Origin of the sequence: Gordonia sp. CPCC 205333, from assembly GCF_048537885.1 — a bacterium.
Taxonomy (GTDB): Bacteria; Actinomycetota; Actinomycetes; order Mycobacteriales; family Mycobacteriaceae; genus Gordonia.
The window spans coordinates 1,115,871-1,139,159 of sequence record NZ_JBCLVI010000001.1 but is presented as its reverse complement, the minus strand read 5'-3'; the positions used below and the strand labels follow the sequence as shown (position 1 = coordinate 1,139,159).

22 protein-coding genes are annotated in these 23,289 nt (G+C 63.0%); 13 read left to right on the top strand and 9 right to left on the bottom strand.

Features of this window, described 5'->3' with window-relative positions:
- Nucleotides 1-5: 5 nt before the first annotated feature.
- From AAFP29_RS05240 to AAFP29_RS05200, 9 genes are all read left to right on the top strand, one after another.
- On the top strand, nucleotides 6-944 hold the full coding sequence (locus AAFP29_RS05240) for a TerD family protein (RefSeq protein ID WP_419216246.1): 939 nt from the start codon (nucleotides 6-8) through the stop codon (nucleotides 942-944).
- Between the two features lie 21 nt (nucleotides 945-965).
- Nucleotides 966-2,231, top strand: coding sequence for a toxic anion resistance protein (locus tag AAFP29_RS05235; RefSeq protein ID WP_419216245.1), 1,266 nt, complete (start codon nucleotides 966-968; stop codon nucleotides 2,229-2,231).
- A gap of 60 nt (nucleotides 2,232-2,291) precedes the next feature.
- A complete protein-coding gene (locus tag AAFP29_RS05230; RefSeq protein ID WP_419216244.1) occupies nucleotides 2,292-2,753 on the top strand; it encodes a hypothetical protein in 462 nt (153 codons plus the stop codon).
- Between the two features lie 5 nt (nucleotides 2,754-2,758).
- On the top strand, nucleotides 2,759-3,313 hold the full coding sequence (locus AAFP29_RS05225; RefSeq protein ID WP_419216343.1) for a TerD family protein: 555 nt from the start codon (nucleotides 2,759-2,761) through the stop codon (nucleotides 3,311-3,313).
- Nucleotides 3,310-4,419 (top strand): hypothetical protein, encoded by a 1,110-nt coding sequence (locus AAFP29_RS05220; protein WP_419216243.1) that lies wholly within the window; start codon nucleotides 3,310-3,312, stop codon nucleotides 4,417-4,419. The genes AAFP29_RS05225 and AAFP29_RS05220 overlap by 4 nt, the downstream gene beginning before the upstream one ends.
- A 49-nt stretch (nucleotides 4,420-4,468) precedes the next feature.
- The gene (locus AAFP29_RS05215) at nucleotides 4,469-5,455 is read left to right on the top strand and encodes an ABC transporter substrate-binding protein (protein ID WP_419216242.1); all 987 of its coding nucleotides are present in this window, start codon (nucleotides 4,469-4,471) and stop codon (nucleotides 5,453-5,455) included.
- 22 nt (nucleotides 5,456-5,477) lie between these two features.
- Complete coding sequence (locus AAFP29_RS05210; RefSeq protein ID WP_419216241.1) at nucleotides 5,478-5,978, top strand: PH domain-containing protein; 501 nt, start codon at nucleotides 5,478-5,480, stop codon at nucleotides 5,976-5,978.
- Complete coding sequence (locus AAFP29_RS05205; protein ID WP_419216240.1) at nucleotides 5,965-7,446, top strand: PH domain-containing protein; 1,482 nt, start codon at nucleotides 5,965-5,967, stop codon at nucleotides 7,444-7,446. Before AAFP29_RS05210 ends, AAFP29_RS05205 begins: the two co-directional genes overlap by 14 nt.
- Before the next feature lie 71 nt (nucleotides 7,447-7,517).
- A complete protein-coding gene (locus tag AAFP29_RS05200) occupies nucleotides 7,518-8,696 on the top strand; it encodes an ABC transporter ATP-binding protein (protein WP_419216239.1) in 1,179 nt (392 codons plus the stop codon).
- Nucleotides 8,697-8,741: 45 nt separating this feature from the next.
- Here the strand turns inward: AAFP29_RS05200 and AAFP29_RS05195 are convergent, their stop codons facing one another.
- Nucleotides 8,742-9,224, bottom strand: a complete 483-nt coding sequence (locus AAFP29_RS05195) for an NUDIX domain-containing protein (protein WP_419216238.1) — start codon at nucleotides 9,222-9,224, stop codon at nucleotides 8,742-8,744.
- A gap of 88 nt (nucleotides 9,225-9,312) precedes the next feature.
- Between AAFP29_RS05195 and aroA the strand changes: the two genes are divergently transcribed.
- Together aroA and rsgA are read left to right on the top strand one after the other, a co-directional pair.
- Nucleotides 9,313-10,596, top strand: a complete 1,284-nt coding sequence (gene aroA / locus AAFP29_RS05190) for a 3-phosphoshikimate 1-carboxyvinyltransferase (protein ID WP_419216237.1) — start codon at nucleotides 9,313-9,315, stop codon at nucleotides 10,594-10,596.
- Nucleotides 10,593-11,648 carry a ribosome small subunit-dependent GTPase A gene (gene rsgA / locus AAFP29_RS05185; RefSeq protein WP_419216236.1) on the top strand — a complete coding sequence of 352 codons (1,056 nt, stop codon included), beginning with the start codon at nucleotides 10,593-10,595 and terminating at the stop codon, nucleotides 11,646-11,648. Before aroA ends, rsgA begins: the two co-directional genes overlap by 4 nt.
- A gap of 14 nt (nucleotides 11,649-11,662) precedes the next feature.
- On the opposite strand, the gene AAFP29_RS05180 is transcribed toward rsgA, so the two are convergent.
- From AAFP29_RS05180 to secA, 7 genes are all read right to left on the bottom strand, one after another.
- Entirely contained in the window at nucleotides 11,663-12,886 is a 1,224-nt protein-coding gene (locus AAFP29_RS05180) for a fatty acid desaturase family protein (protein WP_419216235.1), read from the bottom strand.
- A gap of 33 nt (nucleotides 12,887-12,919) precedes the next feature.
- Nucleotides 12,920-14,188 carry a fatty acid desaturase family protein gene (locus tag AAFP29_RS05175; RefSeq protein ID WP_419216234.1) on the bottom strand — a complete coding sequence of 423 codons (1,269 nt, stop codon included), beginning with the start codon at nucleotides 14,186-14,188 and terminating at the stop codon, nucleotides 12,920-12,922.
- Between the two features lie 90 nt (nucleotides 14,189-14,278).
- The gene (locus AAFP29_RS05170; protein ID WP_419216233.1) at nucleotides 14,279-15,400 is read right to left on the bottom strand and encodes a ferredoxin reductase; all 1,122 of its coding nucleotides are present in this window, start codon (nucleotides 15,398-15,400) and stop codon (nucleotides 14,279-14,281) included.
- Nucleotides 15,401-15,499: 99 nt separating this feature from the next.
- Complete coding sequence (locus tag AAFP29_RS05165) at nucleotides 15,500-15,997, bottom strand: DUF6912 family protein (protein WP_419216231.1); 498 nt, start codon at nucleotides 15,995-15,997, stop codon at nucleotides 15,500-15,502.
- A gap of 12 nt (nucleotides 15,998-16,009) precedes the next feature.
- Nucleotides 16,010-17,470 (bottom strand): wax ester/triacylglycerol synthase family O-acyltransferase, encoded by a 1,461-nt coding sequence (locus AAFP29_RS05160; RefSeq protein ID WP_419216230.1) that lies wholly within the window; start codon nucleotides 17,468-17,470, stop codon nucleotides 16,010-16,012.
- A gap of 41 nt (nucleotides 17,471-17,511) precedes the next feature.
- Nucleotides 17,512-18,060: an Rv3235 family protein gene (locus tag AAFP29_RS05155; protein WP_419216229.1), complete on the bottom strand. Its 549-nt coding sequence runs from the start codon at nucleotides 18,058-18,060 to the stop codon at nucleotides 17,512-17,514.
- A 58-nt stretch (nucleotides 18,061-18,118) separates the two neighbouring features.
- A complete protein-coding gene (secA, locus tag AAFP29_RS05150) occupies nucleotides 18,119-20,947 on the bottom strand; it encodes a preprotein translocase subunit SecA (RefSeq protein WP_419216228.1) in 2,829 nt (942 codons plus the stop codon).
- Between the two features lie 192 nt (nucleotides 20,948-21,139).
- On the opposite strand from secA, the gene AAFP29_RS05145 reads away from it, so the two are divergent.
- Nucleotides 21,140-21,376, top strand: coding sequence for a helix-turn-helix transcriptional regulator (locus tag AAFP29_RS05145; protein WP_419216227.1), 237 nt, complete (start codon nucleotides 21,140-21,142; stop codon nucleotides 21,374-21,376).
- 83 nt (nucleotides 21,377-21,459) lie between these two features.
- On the opposite strand, the gene hpf is transcribed toward AAFP29_RS05145, so the two are convergent.
- Entirely contained in the window at nucleotides 21,460-22,221 is a 762-nt protein-coding gene (gene hpf, locus AAFP29_RS05140) for a ribosome hibernation-promoting factor, HPF/YfiA family (RefSeq protein WP_419216226.1), read from the bottom strand.
- Between the two features lie 397 nt (nucleotides 22,222-22,618).
- Between hpf and AAFP29_RS05135 the strand changes: the two genes are divergently transcribed.
- Nucleotides 22,619-23,278: a ComF family protein gene (locus AAFP29_RS05135; RefSeq protein ID WP_419216225.1), complete on the top strand. Its 660-nt coding sequence runs from the start codon at nucleotides 22,619-22,621 to the stop codon at nucleotides 23,276-23,278.
- Nucleotides 23,279-23,289 lie beyond the last annotated feature (11 nt).

Below are 23,289 nucleotides of genomic sequence, written 5' to 3'. Positions count from 1 at the left end.
CCCCGATGGGCATCGACTACAACAAGCGTCCGAAGGCGACACCGAACCCGCCTGCGTCCGCTCCTCCGCCACCCGCGCCGAGTTATCCGCAGCAGCAGCCCGGATACCCCCAGCCTCCCGCTCCGGGGTATCCGCAACAGCAGCAGCCGGTTTACCCCCCACAGCAGCCCGGCTATCCGCAACCGCCGGCCCCGGGCTATCCGCCACAACAGCCGCCGGCTTATCAACCGCCGCAACCTCAGTACCCGCAGCAACAGCAACCTCCCGCCTATCAGCCACCCGGGCAGCAACCACCCGCGTATCCGCAGCAACCACCGGCCGGGGGACCTCCCGTTTCGCTGTCGAAGGTGACGCTGACAAAGGAATCGCCGACGGTTTCACTGACCAAGCAGGGTTCGGTCGGCGGCAGTATGCGGGTGAATCTGAACTGGTCAGCGGCGCCGGCACAGGGCGGGTTCTTCAAGCGACTCGCCGCACCACGGGTCGACCTCGACCTCGGCTGCCTCTACGAATTCACCGACGGCAGTAAAGGTGTCGTACAGGCTCTGGGCAACGCATTCACCAACCGCCGCGGACCGGCGAATGTGCTCCAACTCGACGGCGATGATCGTTCGGGGAGCATCTCAGGCGGCGAGAATCTCCACATCGACCTGTCGCGAGCCCACGAGATCCGACGCATCCTCGTTTTCGCGTATATCTACGAGGGCGCGGCCAACTGGTCAAGCGCTAACGGCGTGGTCACTCTCTTCCCCGCGGCCGGGCCCGCGATCGAGGTACGTCTGGACAATCCACGCAACGGTGTGCGCTTCTGCGCGATCGCTATGCTCGACAATGTGGGTGGCGACATGCGCGTCATCCGTGAGGAGCGATACGTCGAAGGCGACCAGTCGCACCTCGACGCGGCCTACAACTGGGGGCTGCGCTGGTCGGCAGGACGCAAATAGGTTTCAAGAGAGGCAGTCTCGATGTCTGAACTCGATCTGGGTGGTAGCACCGTACCGGCAACCCCCGCCCAACCCGCCGCCGGCGAGCTGGTGCTCACCCCTCCGGCGCCCGTCACATTGGTCAAACCGGAGCAGGCAGTTGGCGCGGTGGCTGTACCGGCGGCCGCCCAGACCGAACTTCAGGCAAAGGCGTCGGAATTCGCCGACTCCCTGGTCGCACTCGACACCCGCTCACCCGAGTTCACCGCGAAAGTCTCCTCGATCACCGCGATGGGTACCAGTGAGATGCGGGCATCGGCCGGGGTGGCCAATCGGATTCTGGAGCGTCCGGCCGCGACCGTGCGCAACTCCAAGGGCGGCGGTGGCGGCGATGCGCAGACTCGCGTGGCCAACACGCTCTACGACCTTCGCAACACGGTGACCGAGCTCGATCCGGGGCAGGCCGAACTCTCGGGCAAGAAGAAGCTGCTGCGCTTCATTCCCGGCGGCAACGCGATCGACCGGTATTTCGCGAAATACCAAGCGTCGCAAACACATTTGAATGCCATCATCAAGGCTCTCGACTCCGGACAGGACGAACTGCGCAAGGACAACGCGGCCATCGAGACCGAGAAGTCCAATATGTGGACTCTGATGGGCAAGCTCGCCGAGTACAACGAACTCGCCGGTGCGCTCGACGAGGCGGTTACGGCGAAGGTCGCACAGCTGGACGCCGCCGGACGTGCCGACGACGCCAACACTCTCAAGTCCGATGCCCTGTTCGCCATTCGTCAGCGACGCCAAGACCTGATGACCCAGATGACGGTCAACGTGCAGGGGTATATGGCCCTGGACCTGGTTCGTAAGAACAACCTTGAACTCATCAAGGGTGTCGATCGTGCGCAGACCACCACGATCACGGCCCTGCGTACCGCGGTCATCGTCTCGCAGGCATTGGCTCGCCAGAAACTGGTCCTCGATCAGATCAACGCCCTGAACACCACGACGTCGAATCTCATTGAACAGACATCGAATCAGCTGCGGATTCAAGGCACCGAGATCAATCAACAAGCAGCTGGCGCGATGATCGACGTCGAGAAGTTGCAGATCGCCTTCAACAACGTTTTCCAGGCGATGGACGCGGTCGATACCTTCCGTGCTCAGGCGGTGGATTCGATGTCGCAAACGGTAATCGCACTCGAAGGTCAAATCGAACAGGCCAAGCCCTACCTGGCCCGCATTCAGCAACAGACTGCCGAAGGTGGTCAGGCGCAATCGCCGGGCGCGGCCGGTCAGATCGGCAGTTGATCGTTGGCCTCGTGGTTTCGTCGCAACCGCAGAGGTTCAGACCAGGCTGACGCACCGTCGGTGACACCCGCCACCGATGGTGCGACCGGCCTGGGTGAAGACTCTCCTGCCGAGCTGAACCGGATGGTCACCGAACTCGTCTGGTATATCAACGCCCACGCCGGTCGGTTGCCGAATCAGGCCGTTGTCACCTCGCGATATGTGTGCGACTTGCTGACCGCAACCATCGCGACCTCCACTACGCGTGAACTCGACGTTTACGCGGTAATCTCGGTGCGGGCCATCGCCTCGGACTATCTGCGGACGTCACTGGGTACCTACCTCGCCGCCGCACAGACATTGGGTGGGTCGACGACCGACCGCACCGATCCGAATGCCGCGTTACTCGACGAGCAGCTCAATCTCCTCTGGGATTCGGCGGCTGAGGTGTTCGCCGCCGCGAAGTCGCGCGACCTCGACGCGCTGCGGACTCAAGGCAACTTCCTCCGAACCAAGTTCTCCCGATCGGATCTGCAACTGTGACCACCATGCAACGCGGCGCGAACGTCGAACTGACTCGCGAGATCCCGACACTGGCCCACGTAATGCTTGGCATCGACTGGTATTCCGGCGGCGAGACGATCATCGACCAGAACCTGGTGTTCGCGGCAATCCTGTGCGACGAGGCCGGTCACGCCCGCTCGGCTGGCGACTTCGTCTTCTTCAATCAGCTCTCCGACCCGAATCTTTCTGTGCAGCAATTAGATTCGAAACTCGGACCCGACAAGGAACAGATCGACATCGATCTGCACGCGGTTCCCGAATCGATCAACCGAATCGTAGCGGTTCTCTACTTGAACGAGGGCACCTCACGACGTCGCAGCCTCGGTCAACTCCGACGTTGCGTCTTACGAGTGGTCAATAACGACGACGACGTCGAATTGGTTCGGTCCGAGGATCTGGCTCCGGCATTCGATTCGGAGACTGCGGCAACACTCGGCGAAATCTATCGTCATCGCGGTGGCTGGAAGTTCAAAGTGCTGGGACAAGGCCACACCACCGGGATTCGCGGAATCGCGGCCGACTACCGGATACCCCTGTGATCGGCGACCCGGCCACGGCACCGCGCCGAACCGACCTCGGCTTTCTCACCACGCGTAGTCGCCCGCGCGCTGCCGCGACACCCGCGGAACCGACCTCGACAGTGACGACTACGACGACAGGTGGCGGGGTCGACTACGTTCGTCGGGCGCCGCGGGCGAATTCCACTGGCACGCCGGCCAACACTGGCAGCGGAATCGACTACACGCACCCCGAACGGCGCGACCCGGATCCCACGCCGCCCACACCGGCACCGGCGCCCTCACAACCGACCCCCACACCCGCTGGCGCGGCCAATCCACTCGACCTGTCACGTCCCACTCCGGCCACACCCACTCCCCCCACACCAAATCAGCCCGCCACCAACCCATTAGACCTGGCGACGCCCGCGCCGGGCGCGCACCCGGCCGCACCGTCACCTGTCGCTGAACCCGGTGACAATCTGCTCGACCTTTCGGGAGGCTCACCGAGCGTTCCCGACCAACCAAATACCTCGACACCACCGAAAAACGCTGCGGCACAACCTCCGTCGATCCACCCGGTGCGACGCTTGGCTGGCGACGACCGCGAACTGCTGTCGCCGACCCGGCCGACACTCGCACTCACCCGCGTGCAATCAGGTGTCGGCGGCATCGACATCGAACTGCACGCCCCCACCGTCCCGTCGCTCGCGCTGGCGTGTGTTGTCACCGACGCCGAAGGCGAATCGCGTGTGGTCGACCCAACGCATCCACATTCACCGCCGCCGCCGAGTAATACCGATCCGCTGGTCACCTTCTCTAGCAATGGTTTTGGAAAGTTCGGAATCAACCTGCGCCGCGCGCGAGAGCTGAGTCGACTGATCGTCGTCGCGACCTCGGCGACCGGCGAGGTCATCGACTGGACGGGCACCCTTAGCCTGACCACCTTCGGCGGCGGACGAGTCGATATCCCGATCGACGCAACCCCGCAGTCGCCCACCACGATCATCGCCTCGATATACAACGTCGCGGGCGAGTATGTACTGCGCGCGGAGAACCAGCCGATGGGCGGCTCGCTCCGGGAAGCAAGCCGGTCGTTCGGATTCGATTCCATCTCGTGGCTCGACGCGCGGACACCGATCAGCTGAGAATCTTCCGACTTGGCACCGACGGCGCCATAAGCCTAGGCTAACTTCCATGTTGACTGTCCTGCGTCGCTGGTCCCGCATTGTCGTTCTCCCCCTTGGACTTCTGCTCGTACTCTCCGCGTGCAGTTCTCCCGACGATGAGTCCTCGTCGTCGGGCGGGGCGTACACACCCGTCACCATCGCTCATCAGTACGGCTCAACCACCATCGACGCCCTTCCCCAGCGGGTGATCACCGTCGGCGGTAACTGGACCGACACCCTCGTCGCACTCGACGTCCCGATCGTCGCCGAGTACCGCCTCTTCTCCGACGGCGCGCCGGCCGGCAAGACGCCGTGGACCCCCGATCACAAGAGCGAGGTCATCAACGTCAACTCGACCGCAGACGTCGACCTGACCAAACTCGCGGCATTCAAACCCGACGTCATCCTGGCCGGCTACCTCGGCAGCAAGGCGATCTATGACCAGCTCAGCAAGTTGGCACCGACCATCCCGGTGATCAGCAAAGAAGCGGTGATGGACACCTGGCAGGAACTCACCACGACCGGCGGCAAGATCTTCGCGAAGTCGGACAAAGCGACCGAACTGATCAAGGGTGTCGACGACAAACTCGGCGCCTTCAAGCAGAAGTACCCCGCGGCACAGGGCAAGACCTTCACCTTCGGTACTGCGACCCCTGAGGGCCAGATCGGCGTCGTGACCAACGCGAAGGACCCGTCGAGCCTGCTGCTCGCCCAGATGGGTCTGCGGCTCGATCCGGGAGTCGCATCGGTCTCCGGTTCGAAATCCGGTCGCGCGTTCATCTCACCTGAGCGGATGGACGTACTTTCCAGCGACCTGCTATTGATGTGGATCCGCCAGGGCAGCCCGGAAAGTCTGGCGACGAAGCTGCCCGGCTGGTCCGAACTGAAGTCCGTCAAGGGCAACACCGTCACCTACCTGGACAACACCTCGCAGGCCGCGTTCAACTACCCGAGCATCCTTTCGGTGCCCTACGCCATCACCCTGGTCGAGCCTGCCGCCGCCAACTTCAAATAGGGACACGGCACAATGGTCGTCGATGACCATTTCCGAACACCCGAGTTTGCGTGATCCCGCTTATCTGGTTGACCCGCGCGCGCGGACACTATGGCGGATCGTTCCGCTGGTGTTCGGCGTGCCGATCTTCCTCGCGCTGATCATCGTCGCCGTCTTCGTCGAACCCGCACGGATACCGACGGGGATCGCCGCGCTGGTCGTCGGCGCGGTCACGGCCTTCTACGCGACGGTTGTGCCCGCGTGGCGATACCGCTTTCACCGCTGGGAAGTGACCGGCACGGTCATCTACAGCCAGGCCGGCTGGTTCACCCGAACGCGAGTGATCATCCCGATCTCGCGCGTGCAGGTGATCGACACCGCCGCCGGGCCATTCGAACAACTCCTGGGCCTGGCGCGGGTCAAGGTCACTACCGCATCGTCGGCCGGCACCGTCCACATCGCGGGCCTCGACGCCGCGCTGGCGCGTCAGATCGCATCCGATCTGACTGTCCGAATCGAAAACCGCGGCGATGACGCAACCTGATCAGGGTGAGCAGTGGCACCGCCTGTCGATGTGGATGATCGCAGTCAAGCCGGTCGAGATGCTGCCATCCCTCATTCCGGTGATCATCGCGGTGTTCCTGACCGGCCGTACCTCCCCGATGCTCGGCGCCATCATCGCGGCCGTCGGTATCCCGGTGATCGCCGTCGTACCGTGGCTCACGACCCGTTATCAGGTGACCGACGAACGGGTGTCAGTGCGCAGTGGACTCGTCACTCGCAAAACCGCCAGCGCGCCGCGCGATCGGATACGCAGCGTCGAATTGTCGGCGACATTGCCACACCGCATCCTGAAATTATCGAAGGTACGTATCGGTACCGGCGGTGACACGGCGGACACCGTCGTCGAGATCAATGCCATTTCCACCCCTGCCGCCGTCGCGCTGCGCGAGCAGTTGATCACCTGGCGGTCCGACCTCACGCGCCCGTCCGAGAGTGGCTATTCGCCCCAGCCGAGCTCGGTCGAATTGACGCGTTTCACGCCGGGGTGGTTACGGTTCGCGCCGTTCTCACTGGCCGGCTTCGCGGCAGCGGGAGCGATCGTCGGTATCGGCGCTCAACTGATCAACGATCTCGACCTGGGCGAACGCGGAGTCGAAGCCGCAAGCGGGATCGCCGAACGGTTCGAATCATCGCGGGCCCTGTTGATAGTGCTGATCGTGGTGAGTGTGGTTGTGGTCGCGACGTTGTTGTCGCTCATCGGCTATGCGCTCTCATATTGGAACTTCTCGGTCACCCGGACGACCACGTCGAGCGGCCGGTCGCTGCATATCACCCGCGGTCTGCTGACGACCAATTCGACGACTCTCGACGAAGACCGGGTCCACGGTGTGCACCTACACGAACCGGTATTGATGCGACCGGTACACGGTGCGAAACTATCGGCGATCGCGACCGGTTCCGACAAGCATCCACTGCTCCTTCCGCCCGCTCCGCACGCCGAAGCTGTCCGTGTCGCGGAGGCGGTTTCCGGCGACTCGTCCGAACTGAACCAGACTCTCCGTCCGCACGGTCGGGCCGCCCGACGACGTCGGCTGACTCGCGCCGCCGTGCCGGGTGTGGTGATCGTGGCCGCGGTCGTCGTCGTTGTCGTGTTAGCGCCCTCTGCGTGGCCTGCACTCCCTGTCGCGGTGGTCATCGCGGCCGGATTGGCCGCACTCGGCGCACCCCGGTACCGGCATCTGGGTACTGACGTGACCGCGTCGTCGGTGGTGTTCGCACCGCCGACCATCGCGCGCCAACGTCGGGTGCTGCATCGTGACGGCGTCATCGGCACGATGACTCAACAGACCTTCTTCCAGCGACGCGCCGGAGTCAGTACGGTAATCGTTGCGACGGCGGCCGGATCGGAAGGCTATTCGGCAATCGATCTGGCCGACGCCGACGCCAGTGCGTTGATCGCCGAACTGCAGCCCGCTGAGATCAAGGCGCTGAGCGCACTCAGTCAGTAGTTCTCGCAGTTTCCGCCGCGTATTGGGTTCGACGTTGCCGACTGTATGCCGAAGGCAATCATTCTGCAGCAATGGGCAGGCAGCTACACACCAATCAGCCTGACGCAGAACCGATAGCGGCCGATTCTGTTGCCGAGGCCGTTTCCCGGCCACCAGCCGTCACTTTCGCGTCGTTGTCGGTGACGTACCGCCGCGGCCGGGCGACGATCACGGCGCTGGCCGATTTCACCCTGCGGGTCGCCGCCGGTGAGACAGTCGTCTTGCTGGGGCCCGACGGTGCCGGCAAATCCACCGTGGCCAAAGCACTCGCCGGGATGGTCCAACCATCTCGCGGACGGATATTGCTGGGCGATCGCGATGTCACCGACCTTCCGCCTGCCAACCGCAGCGTCGGCATTGTTTCGAACTCATTCGCGGTTTTCCCGAATATGCGGGTCGCCGATAATGTCGCCGTTGCCCTCAAGGCGCGTGGCTATCGTCGGGCCGAGGTTGCCGCACGAGTAGACGAAGCACTCGACATAGTCGGCATGCGGTCATGCGCGAAGCTGCTGCCGCGAGAGCTATCCGGTGCGCAACAACGGCGCGTGGCAATCGCCAGCGCGTTGGTCGTCAAACCCGCCGTGCTCCTACTTGACGAGCCACTGGCGGCGCTGGACGCCCGATCGCGGCACTCGGCACTGACCGAGTTGCGACAATTGCGCACGGCGTTCGGGGAAACCGCAATGTTGTACACGACACAGGATCGGCACGAAGCACTCGCACTGGCTGACCGGATCGCGATCATGCGCGAGACCCGACTGGTCGATGTCGACACCGCCGAACGCCTCTGGGATCAGCCGCCGAGCAGTTTTGCCGCGACACTTCTCGGCGCCGCGAATCTCATCGCCTGCACTGTCGGCCGTGTTTATGGCAACTCCGCGTTGGTCGCGGTCGGCGACCGGATGTTGTCCGCACTCGCGCACCCGTCTTCTACCGGGGCACCGCGATGGGCACCTGGGTCACCGGCATATCTCTGCATCAGACCGCACGACATCGACGTGTGTTCGCCGACCGACAGTGGCGCGTTGCCCGCACGGGTGACCGATTCGGTATGGCGCGGTACGGTGACCCGACTTACCTTGGCTGTGGACGGCATCGCTGCGCAGCCGCTACGGGCCGACGTCACCGGGCGGGCCATCTATCTAGTTGGCGCCAGGGTCGGCGTAAAACTGCCGCCGGCGTCCTGCGCACTGGTGGAGCGGGATGACTGACCGCCCAAGTAGTTCAAATTCCGTTGTGTGCCAACGTATTACGTTTCAGTTCGATGACGGCAGTTCGACGCTGAGCAAGCGGATCAAGAATTCTGCCTGAGCGGGGTTCAGTTTGCGGCGGGCCGCGGCGAATGTCGCCCACATGGCCTTGTCAACCTCGGGAAATGACTGTGTGCGGCCCGAGCGTGGGGGCCATTCGAGTTCGAACTTATTGCTGACGATGGCCTTCTCGTCGACGTCGCCTTCCAACGCGTACCCGGTAACAACCTTGCCACTTTTGAGCGTGACATCACCCAGTTCGATCAACGGCCCATCGGGTACCGGGAAGCCGGTCTCCTCGGTGAACTCACGCCGCGCCGCTTCAAGCGGGTCGTCGTCAGGGCGGTACTCCCCCTTGGGAATCGACCAGGCACCGGTATCTTTCTTGGACCAAAGTGGGCCGCCGGGGTGGACGATCAAGAATTCGGGAGCTCCAGCGCGCAGCCGGAAAAGCAGTATTCCAGCGCTTGGCAATCGGGATCGTGGCACGGAGATATTCTTGCATCCACGGGCGGGAACGGTCACCCCGCATCGACATTTCGTCACTACTCAATTCGCACATGACAGACTGGAAGTCATGACCGCAGTGAGTGATCGGCCCATCTGGCAAGCCCCGACCGTGGGCAAAGGGGTCTTTGCCACCGTCGAGTTGCCTGGATCGAAGTCGATCACCAACCGCGCCTTGATACTTGCCACACTCGCCGACGACGTGAGCACCATCACCGGCACACTGCGCAGCCGTGACACCGACCTCATGTTGGCCGCACTATCGGCGCTGGGCGTGGGTGTCGAGGCAGATCCCGCTGACGCCACACGAGTGACCATCACCCCCGGCCCATTGCACGCGGCTCACATCGACTGCGGGCTGGCCGGGACGGTGATGCGCTTCCTGCCGCCAGTTGCCGCACTGGCTATCGGCGAGGTGAGCTTCGACGGTGACGCACAGGCCCGGACGAGGCCACTCGACACCATCCTGGACGCCCTACGTCACCTCGGAGTCGATATCGACGGCTCCGGATTGCCATTCATCGTCACCGCCACCGGCACCGTGCACGGCGGCGAGGTAACCATCGACGCGTCCGCGTCGTCGCAATTCGTATCCGGGCTGTTGCTCTCGGGGGCGCGCTTCGACGCGGGAATCACCGTGCGGCACAGTGGAAAACCAGTTCCGTCGATGCCGCATATCGAGATGACGATTGACATGCTCGCCACAGCAGGCGTCCACGTGGACGTCCGCGACGCAAATACCTGGCGAATCGCGCCCGGTGTGATCTCAGCCGTCGACTGGGAGATCGAACCGGATTTGTCCAACGCCGGAGCATTCCTCGCCGCGGCTGCCGCGACCGGCGGAACCGTTTCGGTTCCGCGCTGGCCCACTGCGACGACACAGCCCGGCGTTCAGATCGTGGACCTACTGGGTGACATGGGCGCTACCAGTTCACTGACCGACGGGCTGCTCAGCATCACCGGCCCGGACCGGCTGGCCCCACTGACCGCGGATCTGCGGGCGGTTGGCGAATTGACCCCGACCATTGCGGCACTATGCGCCCTGGCCGATGGTGAGTCGGTGCTCTCGGGAATCGGGCACCTGCGCGGTCACGAGACCGATCGCCTGGCCGCACTGAGCACCGAGATCAACCGACTCGGCGGCGACTGTACGGAAACCGCCGACGGATTGCGCATCGTCGGACGACCATTGCACGGCGGCATCTGGAAGTCCTACGCCGACCATCGAATGGCGACCGCCGGCGCCCTGATCGGGCTGGTGGTCGACGGCGTCGGCGTCGAGGATATCGCCACGACCAGTAAGACATTGCCCGATTTTCCCGGAATGTGGAGCGCGATGATCGGCTCGCGGTGAGCGGGCGCAGTCGCGGCGGTCGCGACGCGGCCAGCTACGACGAATCCGACGTGCGGGTGCGCCCCAGCAAGGGGTCCAGGCCGCGCACCAAGACTCGCCCGGCACATGCCGACGCCGTCGATGCGATGGTCGTGTCGGTTGATCGCGGCCGGTGGGGGTGCGCGGTAGATGGCGATCCGGAGAAGATCGTCGTCGCCATGCGGGCCCGCGAGTTGGGACGGACACCAATTGTGGTGGGCGACAACGTATCCGTGGTCGGAGATGTCACCGGACGTCGCGATACTCTGTCGCGTATCGTGCGAGTGGCCGATCGGTCTACCGTATTGCGTCGCACCGCCGACGACACTGATCCCTATGAGCGGATCGTCGTAGCCAACGCACATCAACTACTAATCGTCACCGCGCTCGCCGATCCGCCGCCTCGCACCGGCTTCGTCGAACGGGCACTGGCCGCAGCGTATGTCGGCGGCCTGTCGCCGGTCTTATGTCTGACGAAGTCGGATCTGGCCGATGCCGTCGACTTCCGGGCCGCATTTGCCGATCTGGATCTACCGGTGATACTCGCCGGGCGTTCCGATCCGCTCGACGACGTGTCGAGGATTCTGCGCGGCAACCTGACGGCATTGGTCGGGCATTCCGGCGTCGGCAAGTCCACCCTCGTCAATCGCCTTGTGCCACAAGCCCATCGAGCGACCGGAGTGGTATCCGGCGTCGGCAAGGGGCGACATACGTCAACCCAGTCGGTTGCGTTGCCGTTGCCCGCCACCGCAGACGAACCGCAAGCTTGGGTCGTCGACACACCGGGTATCCGGTCATTCGGATTGGCACATGTCAGGGCCGACGACATCGTCGATGCCTTCGATGATCTGCGCGGTGCCATCGAGAATTGTCCGCGTGGGTGTACTCACCTTGGCCCGCCCGCGGATCCCGAATGCGCCCTCGACGAGCTACACGGCCATTCACATCGTCGTGCGATGGCGGTGCGGCGACTTCTCGCCGCAGTCGGTGGGTCGACGACCACCGAGGCCGTCGACGCCGAGCCCGACGAGTAGCGCCGACCGTCAGATCAGTGCCGGGAGCGTCGGGCCCGACGTGCCGCACGACGCTGTGCAGCCAGGTCGGCGATCGCGGTCTTAAGGCCGCGGGAACGCTCGGTGAGACTGGCGAAACGACGCTCTGACGCCGTTTCCGGGGCGTCGTCGGCCGTCGCCGTCAAAAAGCGATCCGGCAGAGCGAGTTTGTTGATGGTGCGCAACGTCTGCAGATATTGCACCGACATCGGGCCGGTTGTGTACGGCAGATCGTATTTGACGCACAGTTCGCGCACGCGGACCGCGATCTCCGGCAGCCGATTGCTTGGCAGGTCGGGATACAGGTGATGTTCGATCTGATACGAGAGGTTTCCCGACAGGAAGGCCAACGCCGGCCCGGAATCGAAATTCGCGGTGCCGAGCATCTGACGCAGGTACCACTGACCGGGCGTCTCATGATCGAGGGACTCGAGGGTGAACTTCTCCGCTCCGTCCGGAAAGTGACCGCAGAAGATCACCAGGTAAGCCCACACATTGCGGACCAGATTCGCGGTCAGATTGGCGGTCAGCGTGTGCCTGAAATTCGGTCCGGTCAACGCCGGAAACAGGATGTAGTCCTTACCGAGTTGCCGCACGACCTTGCGGACGAATTCCTTGATCTGCGGGATCGCGATCTCTTTGGACTTCGTACCGTTGATGACATCACCGAGAGCCAGATCGTGTAGCGCGATCCCCCACTCGAAGGTCGCGGCAAGCATGATATTCGACAGCGGTTGCAGTAGCCGACGAGGCTCCCACGGCTCGTCGCGGGTGACGCGCAAAAGCTTGTAGCCTACGTCATCGTCGAGCCCGATGATATTCGTGTACTTGTGATGGATGTAGTTGTGCGAATGCTTCCAATGCGGAGCCGCGCACACCATGTCCCACTCCCAGGTGGTGGAGTGCACTTCGGGATCGTTCATCCAATCCCATTGGCCGTGCATCACATTGTGGCCGAGTTCCATATTCTCGATGATTTTCGACAGCGAGAGCGCGGTCGTACCGAGCAGCCACAGCGAGCGGCGATGACTGCCCAAAAGCGCTGCGCGGCCAACGATCTCGAGTGCGCGATGAGCGAAGATCGTGCGCCGCAGATAGCGGACATCGCGTATACCTAAATCGGACTCGACCTCGCGTCGCAGGGCGTCGAGTTCGGCACCCAGCGCCTCAACGTCAGCATCGGTGAGGTGGGCGTACGCATTAACGTCGGTGATTGCCATCGGCATCCATCCTACGGGGTAAACGCATTCTGATCAGGCCGCCGATTTCGCGTTGGCACCCGAGCGCACCGCGGCGATCGCCGAACGCAGGCCACGACGCCGCCCGGTCGTCGAGTCAATGGTGCGAAACAGCCGCTTGTCGTCGGCGCCAAGGTTGTCGAAACGCCGCTCGGACGCCGTTTCCGGGGCATCGTCACTGGTCGCGGACAGGTACTTATTCGGCAGCGATAGCTTGGCGATGGTGCGCCACGACTTGGCGTACTGCACCGGCAGGCTGCCGGTGGTGTAAGGCAGGTCATATTTCTCGCACAGCGCGCGTACCCGGACCGAGATCTCCGCCAGCCGGTTGCTCGGCAAGTCTGGGAACAGGTGGTGCTCAATCTGATACGACAGGTTGCCGCTCATGAACCCGAGCACCGGGCCGGACCGGAAATTCGCACTGCCGAGCATCTGACGCAGGTACCACTGCGCCTGCGACTCACCCGCCATATCCTTCTTGGTGAATTTCTCCGCACCGTCGGGAAAATGACCGCAGAAGATGACCGCGTTGGTCCACACATTGCGGATGATATTCGCCAGCAGATTGGCGGTCATCGCCTTGGTGGCGGCTTTGGGTGACCGCTTTACGAGCCCAACCGCCGCCGGGTATACGACGTAGTCCTTGCCGATTTGACGGCCAACCTTGGTGCCGACGTCGGCGAGGTCGCGTTTGAGAGCGAGTCGGTCCGCCTCGGTCTTACGCTTACGCCCGAGCTCCAAATGCTGTGCGGCTACGCCATATTCGAAGAACATCGCGAGCAGGGTGTTGTAGAAGATGTTGCCGAGGTAGAACGGGCGCCAACGCTGATCGCGAGTGACGCGGAGCAGGCCATAGCCAACGTCGTCGTCCATGCCGAGGACATTCGTGTACTTGTGATGGATGTAGTTGTGGGTGTGCTTCCAGTGCGCCGAGGGTCCGGTGTTGTCCCACTCCCAACTCGTCGAATGCACCTCGGGATCGTTCATCCAATCCCATTGGCCATGCATCACATTGTGGCCGAGTTCCATATTTTCGATGATCTTGGCGATGCCGAGCGCGCTTGCGCCGGCCCACCACATCGAGCGCCGGGTCGATCCGAAGATCAGCGCGCGCCCGGTGAGTTCCAGACCGCGATGGAAGCGGATGGTGTTGCGAATGTAGCGGGCGTCGCGTTCGCCGCGATCGGCCTCGATGTCGGCGCGGATCGCGTCGAGTTCGGCACCGAGTGCCTCGATGTCACTATGCGAGAGGTGCGCGTATTCGAGGATGTCTGAGATTGCCACGGAAGGTGATCCTCCTACCTACTTCGTCGTAACCTACGCAATCGTAGGTTACGCGACCGTAGGTACAGGCCGCAAGCGATGGGCGATTGGTCAGACGTCCAACGTGCAATCGCCCGCGGCCGCACTCACACAAGTCTGGATTCGCTCACCCTCCACATGCTCGGCCCCGCTGCGCAGATCGCGCACGCACCCCTTGTCGAGCATGACAACGCAGCTTTGACAGATCCCCATCCGACAACCGAACGGCATGAGCACACCTACCTCTTCGCCGGCTTCCAGCAGGGTGGTCGCGCCATCCACCGCGACCTCCTTACCACCGCGGCCGAAAGTGACCGTGCCGCCCTGCGCGCCGACAGCGCCCCGTTCCAATGCGAAGCGTTCGATATGAAGTCGGTCTTCGACGTCGGCATCTCGCCAGGTTCGGTGCAGCAGATCGAGGAAACCGCTCGGGCCGCATGCCCACGTCTGCCGGGTTCGCCAATCCGCACAGAGTTGCTCGAGACGCTGCTCGGTGAGTTTGCCATCGGTCCGGGTGTATTGGACGTGAAGGTCGATGAGGCCGTCGCTCGCGTACCCGGCGAGTTCGTCGGCGAATAGCAGCGATTCCGACGTCGGCGTCGAGTGAATCACGCGAATGTCGGTGCGCTGGTTGCGATGTCGCATTGTGCGCAGCATCGAGATGATCGGCGTCAGGCCGCTGCCCGCGGTGATGAATGCAATCGTCTCGGGCAGCGGATCGGGCAGGACGAACTCGCCCTGCGGAGCTGCCAGACGCACGACGGTACCGGGCCGCACACCGTTAACCAGATGCGAGGACAACCGCCCCTCCGGCATCGCTTTGATGGTCACCGCGACCGTCTTCGCCTGCCCACCGTCCGACGTCGCCGGCGTCGAGGTCAGTGAATAGGAGCGCCACGTCCATCGGCCATCGACGAGTACGCCGATGCCAATGTATTGGCCAGGCTGATAGTCGAAGGAAAATCCCCAACCAGGCCGAATCACCAGGGTCGCGGTGTCGTCGGTCTCCGGCGTGACCGAGACGATCTTGCCGCGCAGTTCGCGCGCCGACCACAGCGGATTCGCCAGGTGCAGATAGTCGTCGGGAAGCAACGGCGTGGTGATCCGGGCGAGGGCAGCGCGCGCCCAATGCGTGCCGCGATACCGAGCGGCGACCCCTTCGACCGGCGCTTCGAAAGCCTCGAGCCAACCCATGACAACCTTCCTTCTCGCGCAGACCAGTAGAGGTTACGCTTCCGTAGGTTACCTCAAATCCAGCGGACCCCACGCCCGGCGAAGATGAGCCTGGCCGCCCTACAACAACTCGAGTAAGAACGGCAGTTCCTGGGTCGCATACCAGCCCAGGTCGAAGTCCTCGGCATCACCGATCGCCAACTCGGCATCCTCGTCACCTAAGTCGGCCTGGTCGACGACGTCACTCGCCCGACGCACCGCTTCTTCGGCGTCGGCGCCGTCGACATGAACTGCCGCAATGGATTTCAGCGGGATGGGACCGACAACCTTGACCACCGCGTCGTCGAGGTCCGGTCGCAAGGTGGCCTCGTCGACGTCGGCCGAAACCACCGCGCGGCGGATCGGCAATTCACCGGCATCTTGCGCCGCCAACAGCCGCAACGAGGCACGAGCAGCCTCCCGCATCGCCACCTCGGCCAGTTCGTCATCGTCGCCCGCGGTGAACGCCTCACGCAGGGTCGGGGTCACCGCGAATGCCGTGCCACCGACCGGCCGGAACTCCCCTGCTCCAGACAGACTCGTCAGCATTTCCAGTGTTGCCGGCAGATAAACCCTCATACGTCCTACATCTCAACTTTCACTCGGTGTGGCGTTACGCGACGCGGCCAGCAACTCGTCGAACGATTCGGTGACATAGCCTGCCAGCGAGGGTAGATCGGCGAGCACTCCACGGTCGCCGAGGAAGCCGAACTGAACGCGGTCCGCGTAGACCACCACGCTGACCGCCAACGCCCGCTGCGCCAACAGAACTGGCACCTGATAGAACTCGACGACCTCCCAACCGGAGAGGTATCGCCGCGAAATCGGCTGTTCGGCAATGGCGATCGGCAAATTGTAGGTCCGCTGGCTGAAGCTGCTGAACAGTCTCGAACTGAAGTCGGCGAACGGCACCATGCCAAGCTCGGGCAAAAATGGCTGTGCCCCCTGAGCCTGCCGTCGAGAGGAATGCGCATACCGATTGGCCAAACCAGCGACTTGCGCGAGGCGGACCATCGGATTGGCTTCTGCCACTGGAAGATCGGTGACAAAGCCGCGCGCATCGTCGGCGAACCAACTCGGCGACGCATCCACGTCGACCGGTTCGTCAGCCCCACGCGCGGATAGCGGCAATGCCACCCGGATCGACATGCCGCCCGGGAGGATATCGGTCGACGACAGAATCCACCGTCGCATCACCCCGGTGATCACCGCCAACTGAACGTCGTTGATCGTGCATTCGTACCGCTGGGCGATGAGAGCGCAATCGGTCGATGAGACCGATGCCGCGGTGAAACTCCGCGTCGACGTCGTCGCGTTGTTCAACGGACTTTCCGGCGCTCCGCTGATCGCCTGCTGGACGAATCCGCCGACTGTACGTACCGATTCTTGTGCGCGAGAACGGAAATCAGATACCGGGCCGTTGCCGCTGACCAGTGCGTCGACCATCTCCCCCGGTCGTGCGAGTGCATCGGCGACCGCCCCCATCGCCAGGGAGACATCACCGGGCACCGACCCCGGCATCCACAAATCTTCGGTAAATGCCCGCGGCGCTCGATCACGATCAAGGAGCACTTCACTGATTTCCAGCGAATCGACACCGTTGATCAGACTTCGATGGGTCTTGGTGAGTATCGCCAACCTGCCGTCGGAGATACCTTCGATCAAATACAGCTCCCACAACGGACGTTTGCGGTCGAGTGGCCTCGACATGATCCGGCCGACCAGATCGTGTAACTGCTCATATCCACCCGGCCGGGGCAGGCCCGCGCGGCGAACGTGGAAATTGATGTCGAACCCGGGATCGTCCACCCACACCGGGCGAGCCAGGCCCAATGTCACCGTTTTGACCATCTGCCGATAGTGCGGAACAAACTGCAGCCGATTCTCGACCAGGGTGACTAAACTCGGGTAGTCCAATTCCGGAGCCGCCGACGAATCAGTCTCGTCTGGTGCGATCTTCTCCAGCACGATCAATGCGCCCAGATGTGTCGTCGAACCCGCTTCGTCGAGAAAGTAGAACATCGCATCGCGCGGGGACAGTCGATTCACCATGATGAAACCCGATCTTAGTCGGTGGCCTGGAACTACATCGACTATCCCAGTGCGATCGACCTTATCCGCCAACGCAACTCGGTACGCTTCGACCGCCGATACGGCTCTGTGCCGGGCGTCTTACGAACCCGCTGCGACACGTGCTCAACCCGTCCGGCGAAAGCGAGTACCCGCTCCCCGCGCAGGTAATTGCCGAAGAACTCAGCTTCGCCCGGCCCGCACATTTGAATATGAACCCGCCGTAGGGCTGCGGTTGACGGCGCGGATTCAGCGCCGGCCGCCGCAACCTCGTAGATCCGCTGCAGTGCGATGATCTGGTCCACGACATGCGGCACTACCAATTCCGCCACTCGTGCCACGGGTCGACGGCGGTCGAGGACTTCGAGCACCTGCGTCATCGCAGATACGACGAACGTTCTGGCATCGCGCGCGGTCGGCTCTGGTGCACGCTCCGCCGAGGCGGACGGTCGTGACGCACGCGCTGCGGGCGCCACCAGCTCCACCGATAAGCCGAGCTGCGGCGAACCGTACCAGTGCCCGGAGTGTTCGTAGCGCGGCGCGGGCCGAGCCAGCAGGTGCGTCGTTTCCATGCACTATCTGACGCGGCGAACCCGCCGTTCGGTTCCACCTATCGTGAAGATATTTCGGTCAGCGACGCTTCTTCTTCGACTTGGGCGGTTTGGTCGACGTCTTCGTCCCGGATCGGGCCGCGGCCCGACGTTCCCGACGACTCGCAGCGGCCAACGCGGGATCTTCGGTCTCCTCTGCCTGCGACGACACCTCGGTGCCGCCATCTTCGGCTGGACCGGAATAGGTCATCGGCACCTCGGTTGGCTCGGCGACGCCCCGCGCTCGCAGTGCCGCGGGCGCCTCGGTCTTGTCGCCCTTCTCAACCGTCACCGGCTCCGGGGCACCCGGCAACAGCGGCTCGGCGCGACCGGTCGGCACGTTCAGCGTCGGCTCTGCCGGCGCCTCGACCTCAACCTGCGCGTTGAACAGGAACCCGAGGGTTTCCTCTTTGAGTCCCTCGAGCATGCCGCTGAACATGTCGAATCCCTCGCGCTGGTATTCCACGACAGGATCCTGTTGCGCCATCGAGCGCAAGTGGATTCCCTCGCGCAGATAGTCCATCTCGTAGAGGTGATCACGCCATTTGCGGTCAAGGACGCTCATCAGGATGGACCGCTCAAGCTGTCGGATGGCACCGTCACCGGCGATCTCGGAAATCTCTTCCTCGCGGCGATCGTAGGCGGCGTGCGCGTCGGCGAGCAGCACCTCTTTGAGATCCTCCGCGCTGACATCCTCACGCTCGCCGTATTCATTCTCACCGACGACCTTCTTGGGATCGAGGTTGATCGGATACAGCGACTTAAGCGCCGACCACAGTTCGTCCAGATCCCAGTCCTCGGCGTAGCCGACCTCGGTGGCACCTTCGACATACGCGCCCACAACGTCGTCGATCATCTGCTGTACCTGTTCACCGTGGTCCTGGCCCTCCAGGATGGTGCGGCGCTCGCCGTAGATGATCTTGCGCTGCTCGTTCATCACTTCGTCGTATTTGAGGACGTTCTTACGCACCTCGAAGTTCTGCTGCTCAACCTGCGTCTGCGCACTGCGAATGGCCTTGGTGACCATTTTCGCTTCGATGGGCACGTCGTCGGGCAGGTTGACGCGGTTCATGATCGCTTCCAGCGCGGCACCGTTGAAGCGGCGCATCAACTCGTCACCGAGCGACAGGTAGAACCGGGATTCGCCCGGGTCGCCCTGACGTCCCGACCGGCCACGTAGCTGGTTGTCGATGCGGCGCGATTCGTGCCGCTCAGTGCCCAGAACGTAGAGGCCGCCGGCTTCGCGTACCTTCTCCGCCTCGTCCGCGGCATTCTCCCGGGCGACGGAAATTGCTTCTTCCCAAGCCTTTTCGTATTCCTCGGGAGTGTGCACCGGGTCGAGTCCGGCCTTACGCAGACGGGTGTCGGCGATGATGTCGGGGTTACCGCCGAGCACGACGTCGGTGCCACGGCCGGCCATGTTGGTGGCAACCGTCACCGCGCCGGTGCGGCCGGCCTCGGCGATGATCTGCGCTTCCTGTTCGTGGAATTTCGCGTTGAGCACGGTGTGCGGAATACCCCGACGCTCTAGCTGACGCGACAGATACTCCGAACGTTCGACGCTGGTAGTACCGATCAGGACTGGTTGGCCCTTCTCGTGACGCTCGGTGATGTCGTCGACGACGGCGTCGAATTTCGCCTCTTCGGTCTTATAGATCAAGTCCGTCTGGTCCTTGCGGATCATCGGCTTATTGGTCGGGATTGGCAGCACGCCCAGCTTGTAGATCTGGTCGAATTCGGCAGCTTCGGTCTCCGCGGTACCGGTCATGCCGCCGAGTTTGTCGTAGAGCCGGAAGTAGTTCTGCAGGGTGATCGTGGCAAGAGTCTGGTTCTCCGCCTTGATCTCGACGCCTTCTTTGGCCTCGATCGCCTGGTGCAGACCCTCGTTGAAACGCCGACCATCGAGGACACGCCCGGTGAACTCATCGACGATGACGACCTCGCCCTTGCGGACGATGTAGTCCTTGTCACGCTGGAAGAGTTCTTTGACCTTGATCGCGTTATTCAGGTAGCTGACAAGCTGCGAGTTGGTTGCCTCGTAGAGGTTGTCGATGCCGAGCTGGTCCTCGACCAGGGTGACACCGGCCTCGTGGACACCGATGGTCTTCTTCTTGATGTCTACTTCGTAGTGTTCGTCGCGCTTGAGCATCGGAGCGAGTCGGGCGAACTCGGTGTACCACTTACTCGAACCTTCGGCCGGTCCGGAGATGATCAGCGGCGTGCGAGCCTCGTCGATGAGGATCGAGTCGACCTCGTCGACGATGCCGAAGTTATGGCCGCGCTGGACGAGCTCCTCCAACGAATGCGCCATATTGTCGCGCAGGTAGTCGAAGCCGAACTCATTGTTGGTTCCATAGGTGATGTCGGCCGCGTAGGCGACCCGGCGCGCATCCGGGCTCATTCCGGTGAGAATCACCGCGGTCTCCAAGCCGAGGAACCGGTGGACGCGACCCATCCACTCCGAGTCACGCTTGGCCAGGTAGTCGTTCACGGTGACGACATGAACGCCGTCGCCGGAAAGCGCGTTGAGATATGCCGGAAGTACACAGGTCAGGGTCTTACCCTCACCGGTCTTCATCTCGGCGATATTGCCGTAGTGCAGGGCCGCGCCACCCATGATCTGCACATGGAAGTGTTTCTGGTCGAGGACTCGCCATGCCGCTTCCCGCGCCACGGCGAATGCCTCGGGCAGCAACTCATCTAGCGAGGCACCGTCGGCGATGCGCTCCTTGAACTCGTCGGTCTTGCCGCGAAGTTCTTCGTCCGTCAGCGCTTCGATCTCGTCCGAAAGCGACTCGACATGCGATGCGATCGCATCCAATCGCTTGACCATTCGACCTTCGCCGACCCGGAGCAGCTTGTTGAGCACTGGTAATCCCTCTAGTTGACTTCTTGCTGAGAAAGTTTCTCGTCTGCCGCCCACCCGATACGCACGGTTGATCAACAGACCCCATGACATGGTACGGGTCGACTCAGCGATGCTGCGCAGGCGGCGCGGCGCGGCCTCCTCCGACCGTCAACTTTGGATGACAAACTCACTCTGTCAACCTAGGATGACAGCATGACCAAAACGGCCTTCGACGCAGACGGACCCTCGGACGACGACCCGGTCACCCGCCTGAAGAAATTGCGTTCCATTGCCGATCAACGCGGCGAACTCGAACGTGAGGAGTACTTCCTGGTACTGGCACTGCGAGAACAAAAAGTCAGCTGGGAGGCCATCGCGGCGGCACTGGGCGTCAGCCGGCAAGCGGTACACAAACGGTTCCGACGCCGGCTGGTCGGCGCGGCGCGATGATGCCCGATCACGTTGTCCGACAATCGAATACATCGACGGCCGCAGAGCGCTGAGCTCCACGGCCGCCGATATCAGATGAGTTGCTAGGACAGTCTGATCAGTCCGTAGTCGAACGCATGCCTGCGATAGACCACCGACGGCTTATCTGTCTCTTTGTCGTGAAAGAGGAAGAAGTCGTGTCCGACCAATTCCATCTCGTAGAGCGCGTCATCGACGGTCATCGGATTGTCCGGATGCTCCTTGATCCGCACAATCTGGCCCGGCGTGTGCGGGGCAACGCCGTCATCCCACTCGGTGTCGACCAATCCGCTAGCGTTGCCATTCGTCGCCGCGAGCGCTGCGAGATCAGCCTCGACCGTCGTACTGGTCGCCTCGGCAACCGACTTGGGGGTGCGATTTCCGTAGTGGACCTCACGACGGGTCTTGACCCGTCGCAGGCGCGAATCCAGTTTGTCCAGCGCGGATTCCAGGGACGCGTAGAAATTCTCACCACATGCCTGGGCACGCACCACCGGCCCCTTGCCGGTCGCGGTGATCTCCACCTGCTGTGACGCCTTGGCCTGGCGCGGATTGCGTTCGTGGAACAGCACGACGTCGAATCGGGAAATCTTGGAGTCGTAGCGCTCAAGCCGCGCAAGCTTGTCGCCGACATAGATTCGGTAGTGATCGGGTATTTCGACGTTGCGGCCGTTGTACGTAACCGTGGCCTCGGGTTGGACAGGCTCGGTGGCTTCCACCAGCCCCTGCGGGGGTTCGAAAGCCTTGGCTACCACCTCCGCTTCGCTGGGTCGCGGTTCTGCGACCTTGGATTCACGGTGACCCTTGCGGTGGATGACTGTCGACATTCACTCTCCTCCTTGTTGTACCGTCCAGCGAAACTCCGCGCTCTCAACGCTGATTCGTGAGTGATTGAAAGCAATTGTCGCGCAATATCTTTCACGCCTAGCGCAGCACTGGACTCGGTAACGCGGCAGCCGACGGCTGACGCTCAGTTGCAGCGGCATCACCTCCTGGGGAGCACACACGCAAACATCGGCGATCGATGTGTTGCCTACGACCGTAGCCCGAAGTTTGCCAATCGGCCACGTTTCCAACCACGTATGTCTCAACTGTGTTTTCCAAGACACCGACCGGCGGCCAACCCATGCCCGATATCCACAGTTTTGCCCAATTCGATGACGTTGTGGACAACCATCGCATCGTCGACAATCACGCGAACCGTCGTCGGGAGAATCTGTGTACATGCGGATGCTCACGGCGCTATCTGATCTCATCGTGCCGATCGACTGCGGTGGCTGCGGACGAACTGGCACCCGGTGGTGCGACCGCTGCAATACGCGGATACGCGACGCCCCGATCGAACTGACGCCGCGGATCGACGTCGGGGTGCCGGTATGGGCACTGGGCCGCTACCGCGCCCCCTTCGCGACCTCGGTACTGGCGATGAAGGAGCACCGCCGTTCGGACCTGGCGGTGCCGATCGGTGACGCGCTCGCCGCCATGCTCGGCACGCTCGCGCAGTGGTCAGAGCTGCCCGATGCGCGCCACCTGAACCTCGTCCCCGCACCTACCCGGACGCTCGCCGCCCGCCGCCGCGGCGGCGACACCGTCACCGCATTCGCGCGGGTCGCCGCAGCACGACTCGGTCCCGGGGTGTCGGTCACCCCGCTGTTGCACACCGCCGGATCGGCACGTGACTCGATGGGGCTCGACGCCCGGCACCGCGCGTCGAATATGTCCGGCGCGATCCGAATACGAGCGATACCGTCCGGCCTCCACGATCGCCCCTTCGTCCTCGTCGATGACGTGCTCACCACCGGGGCAACCGCAGCCGAATCAGTCAGAATTCTTGCTGCACATGGCATTTCCATACTGTGCGCCGCTGTGGTGGCCGGCGCATGAGGACGCCGCAG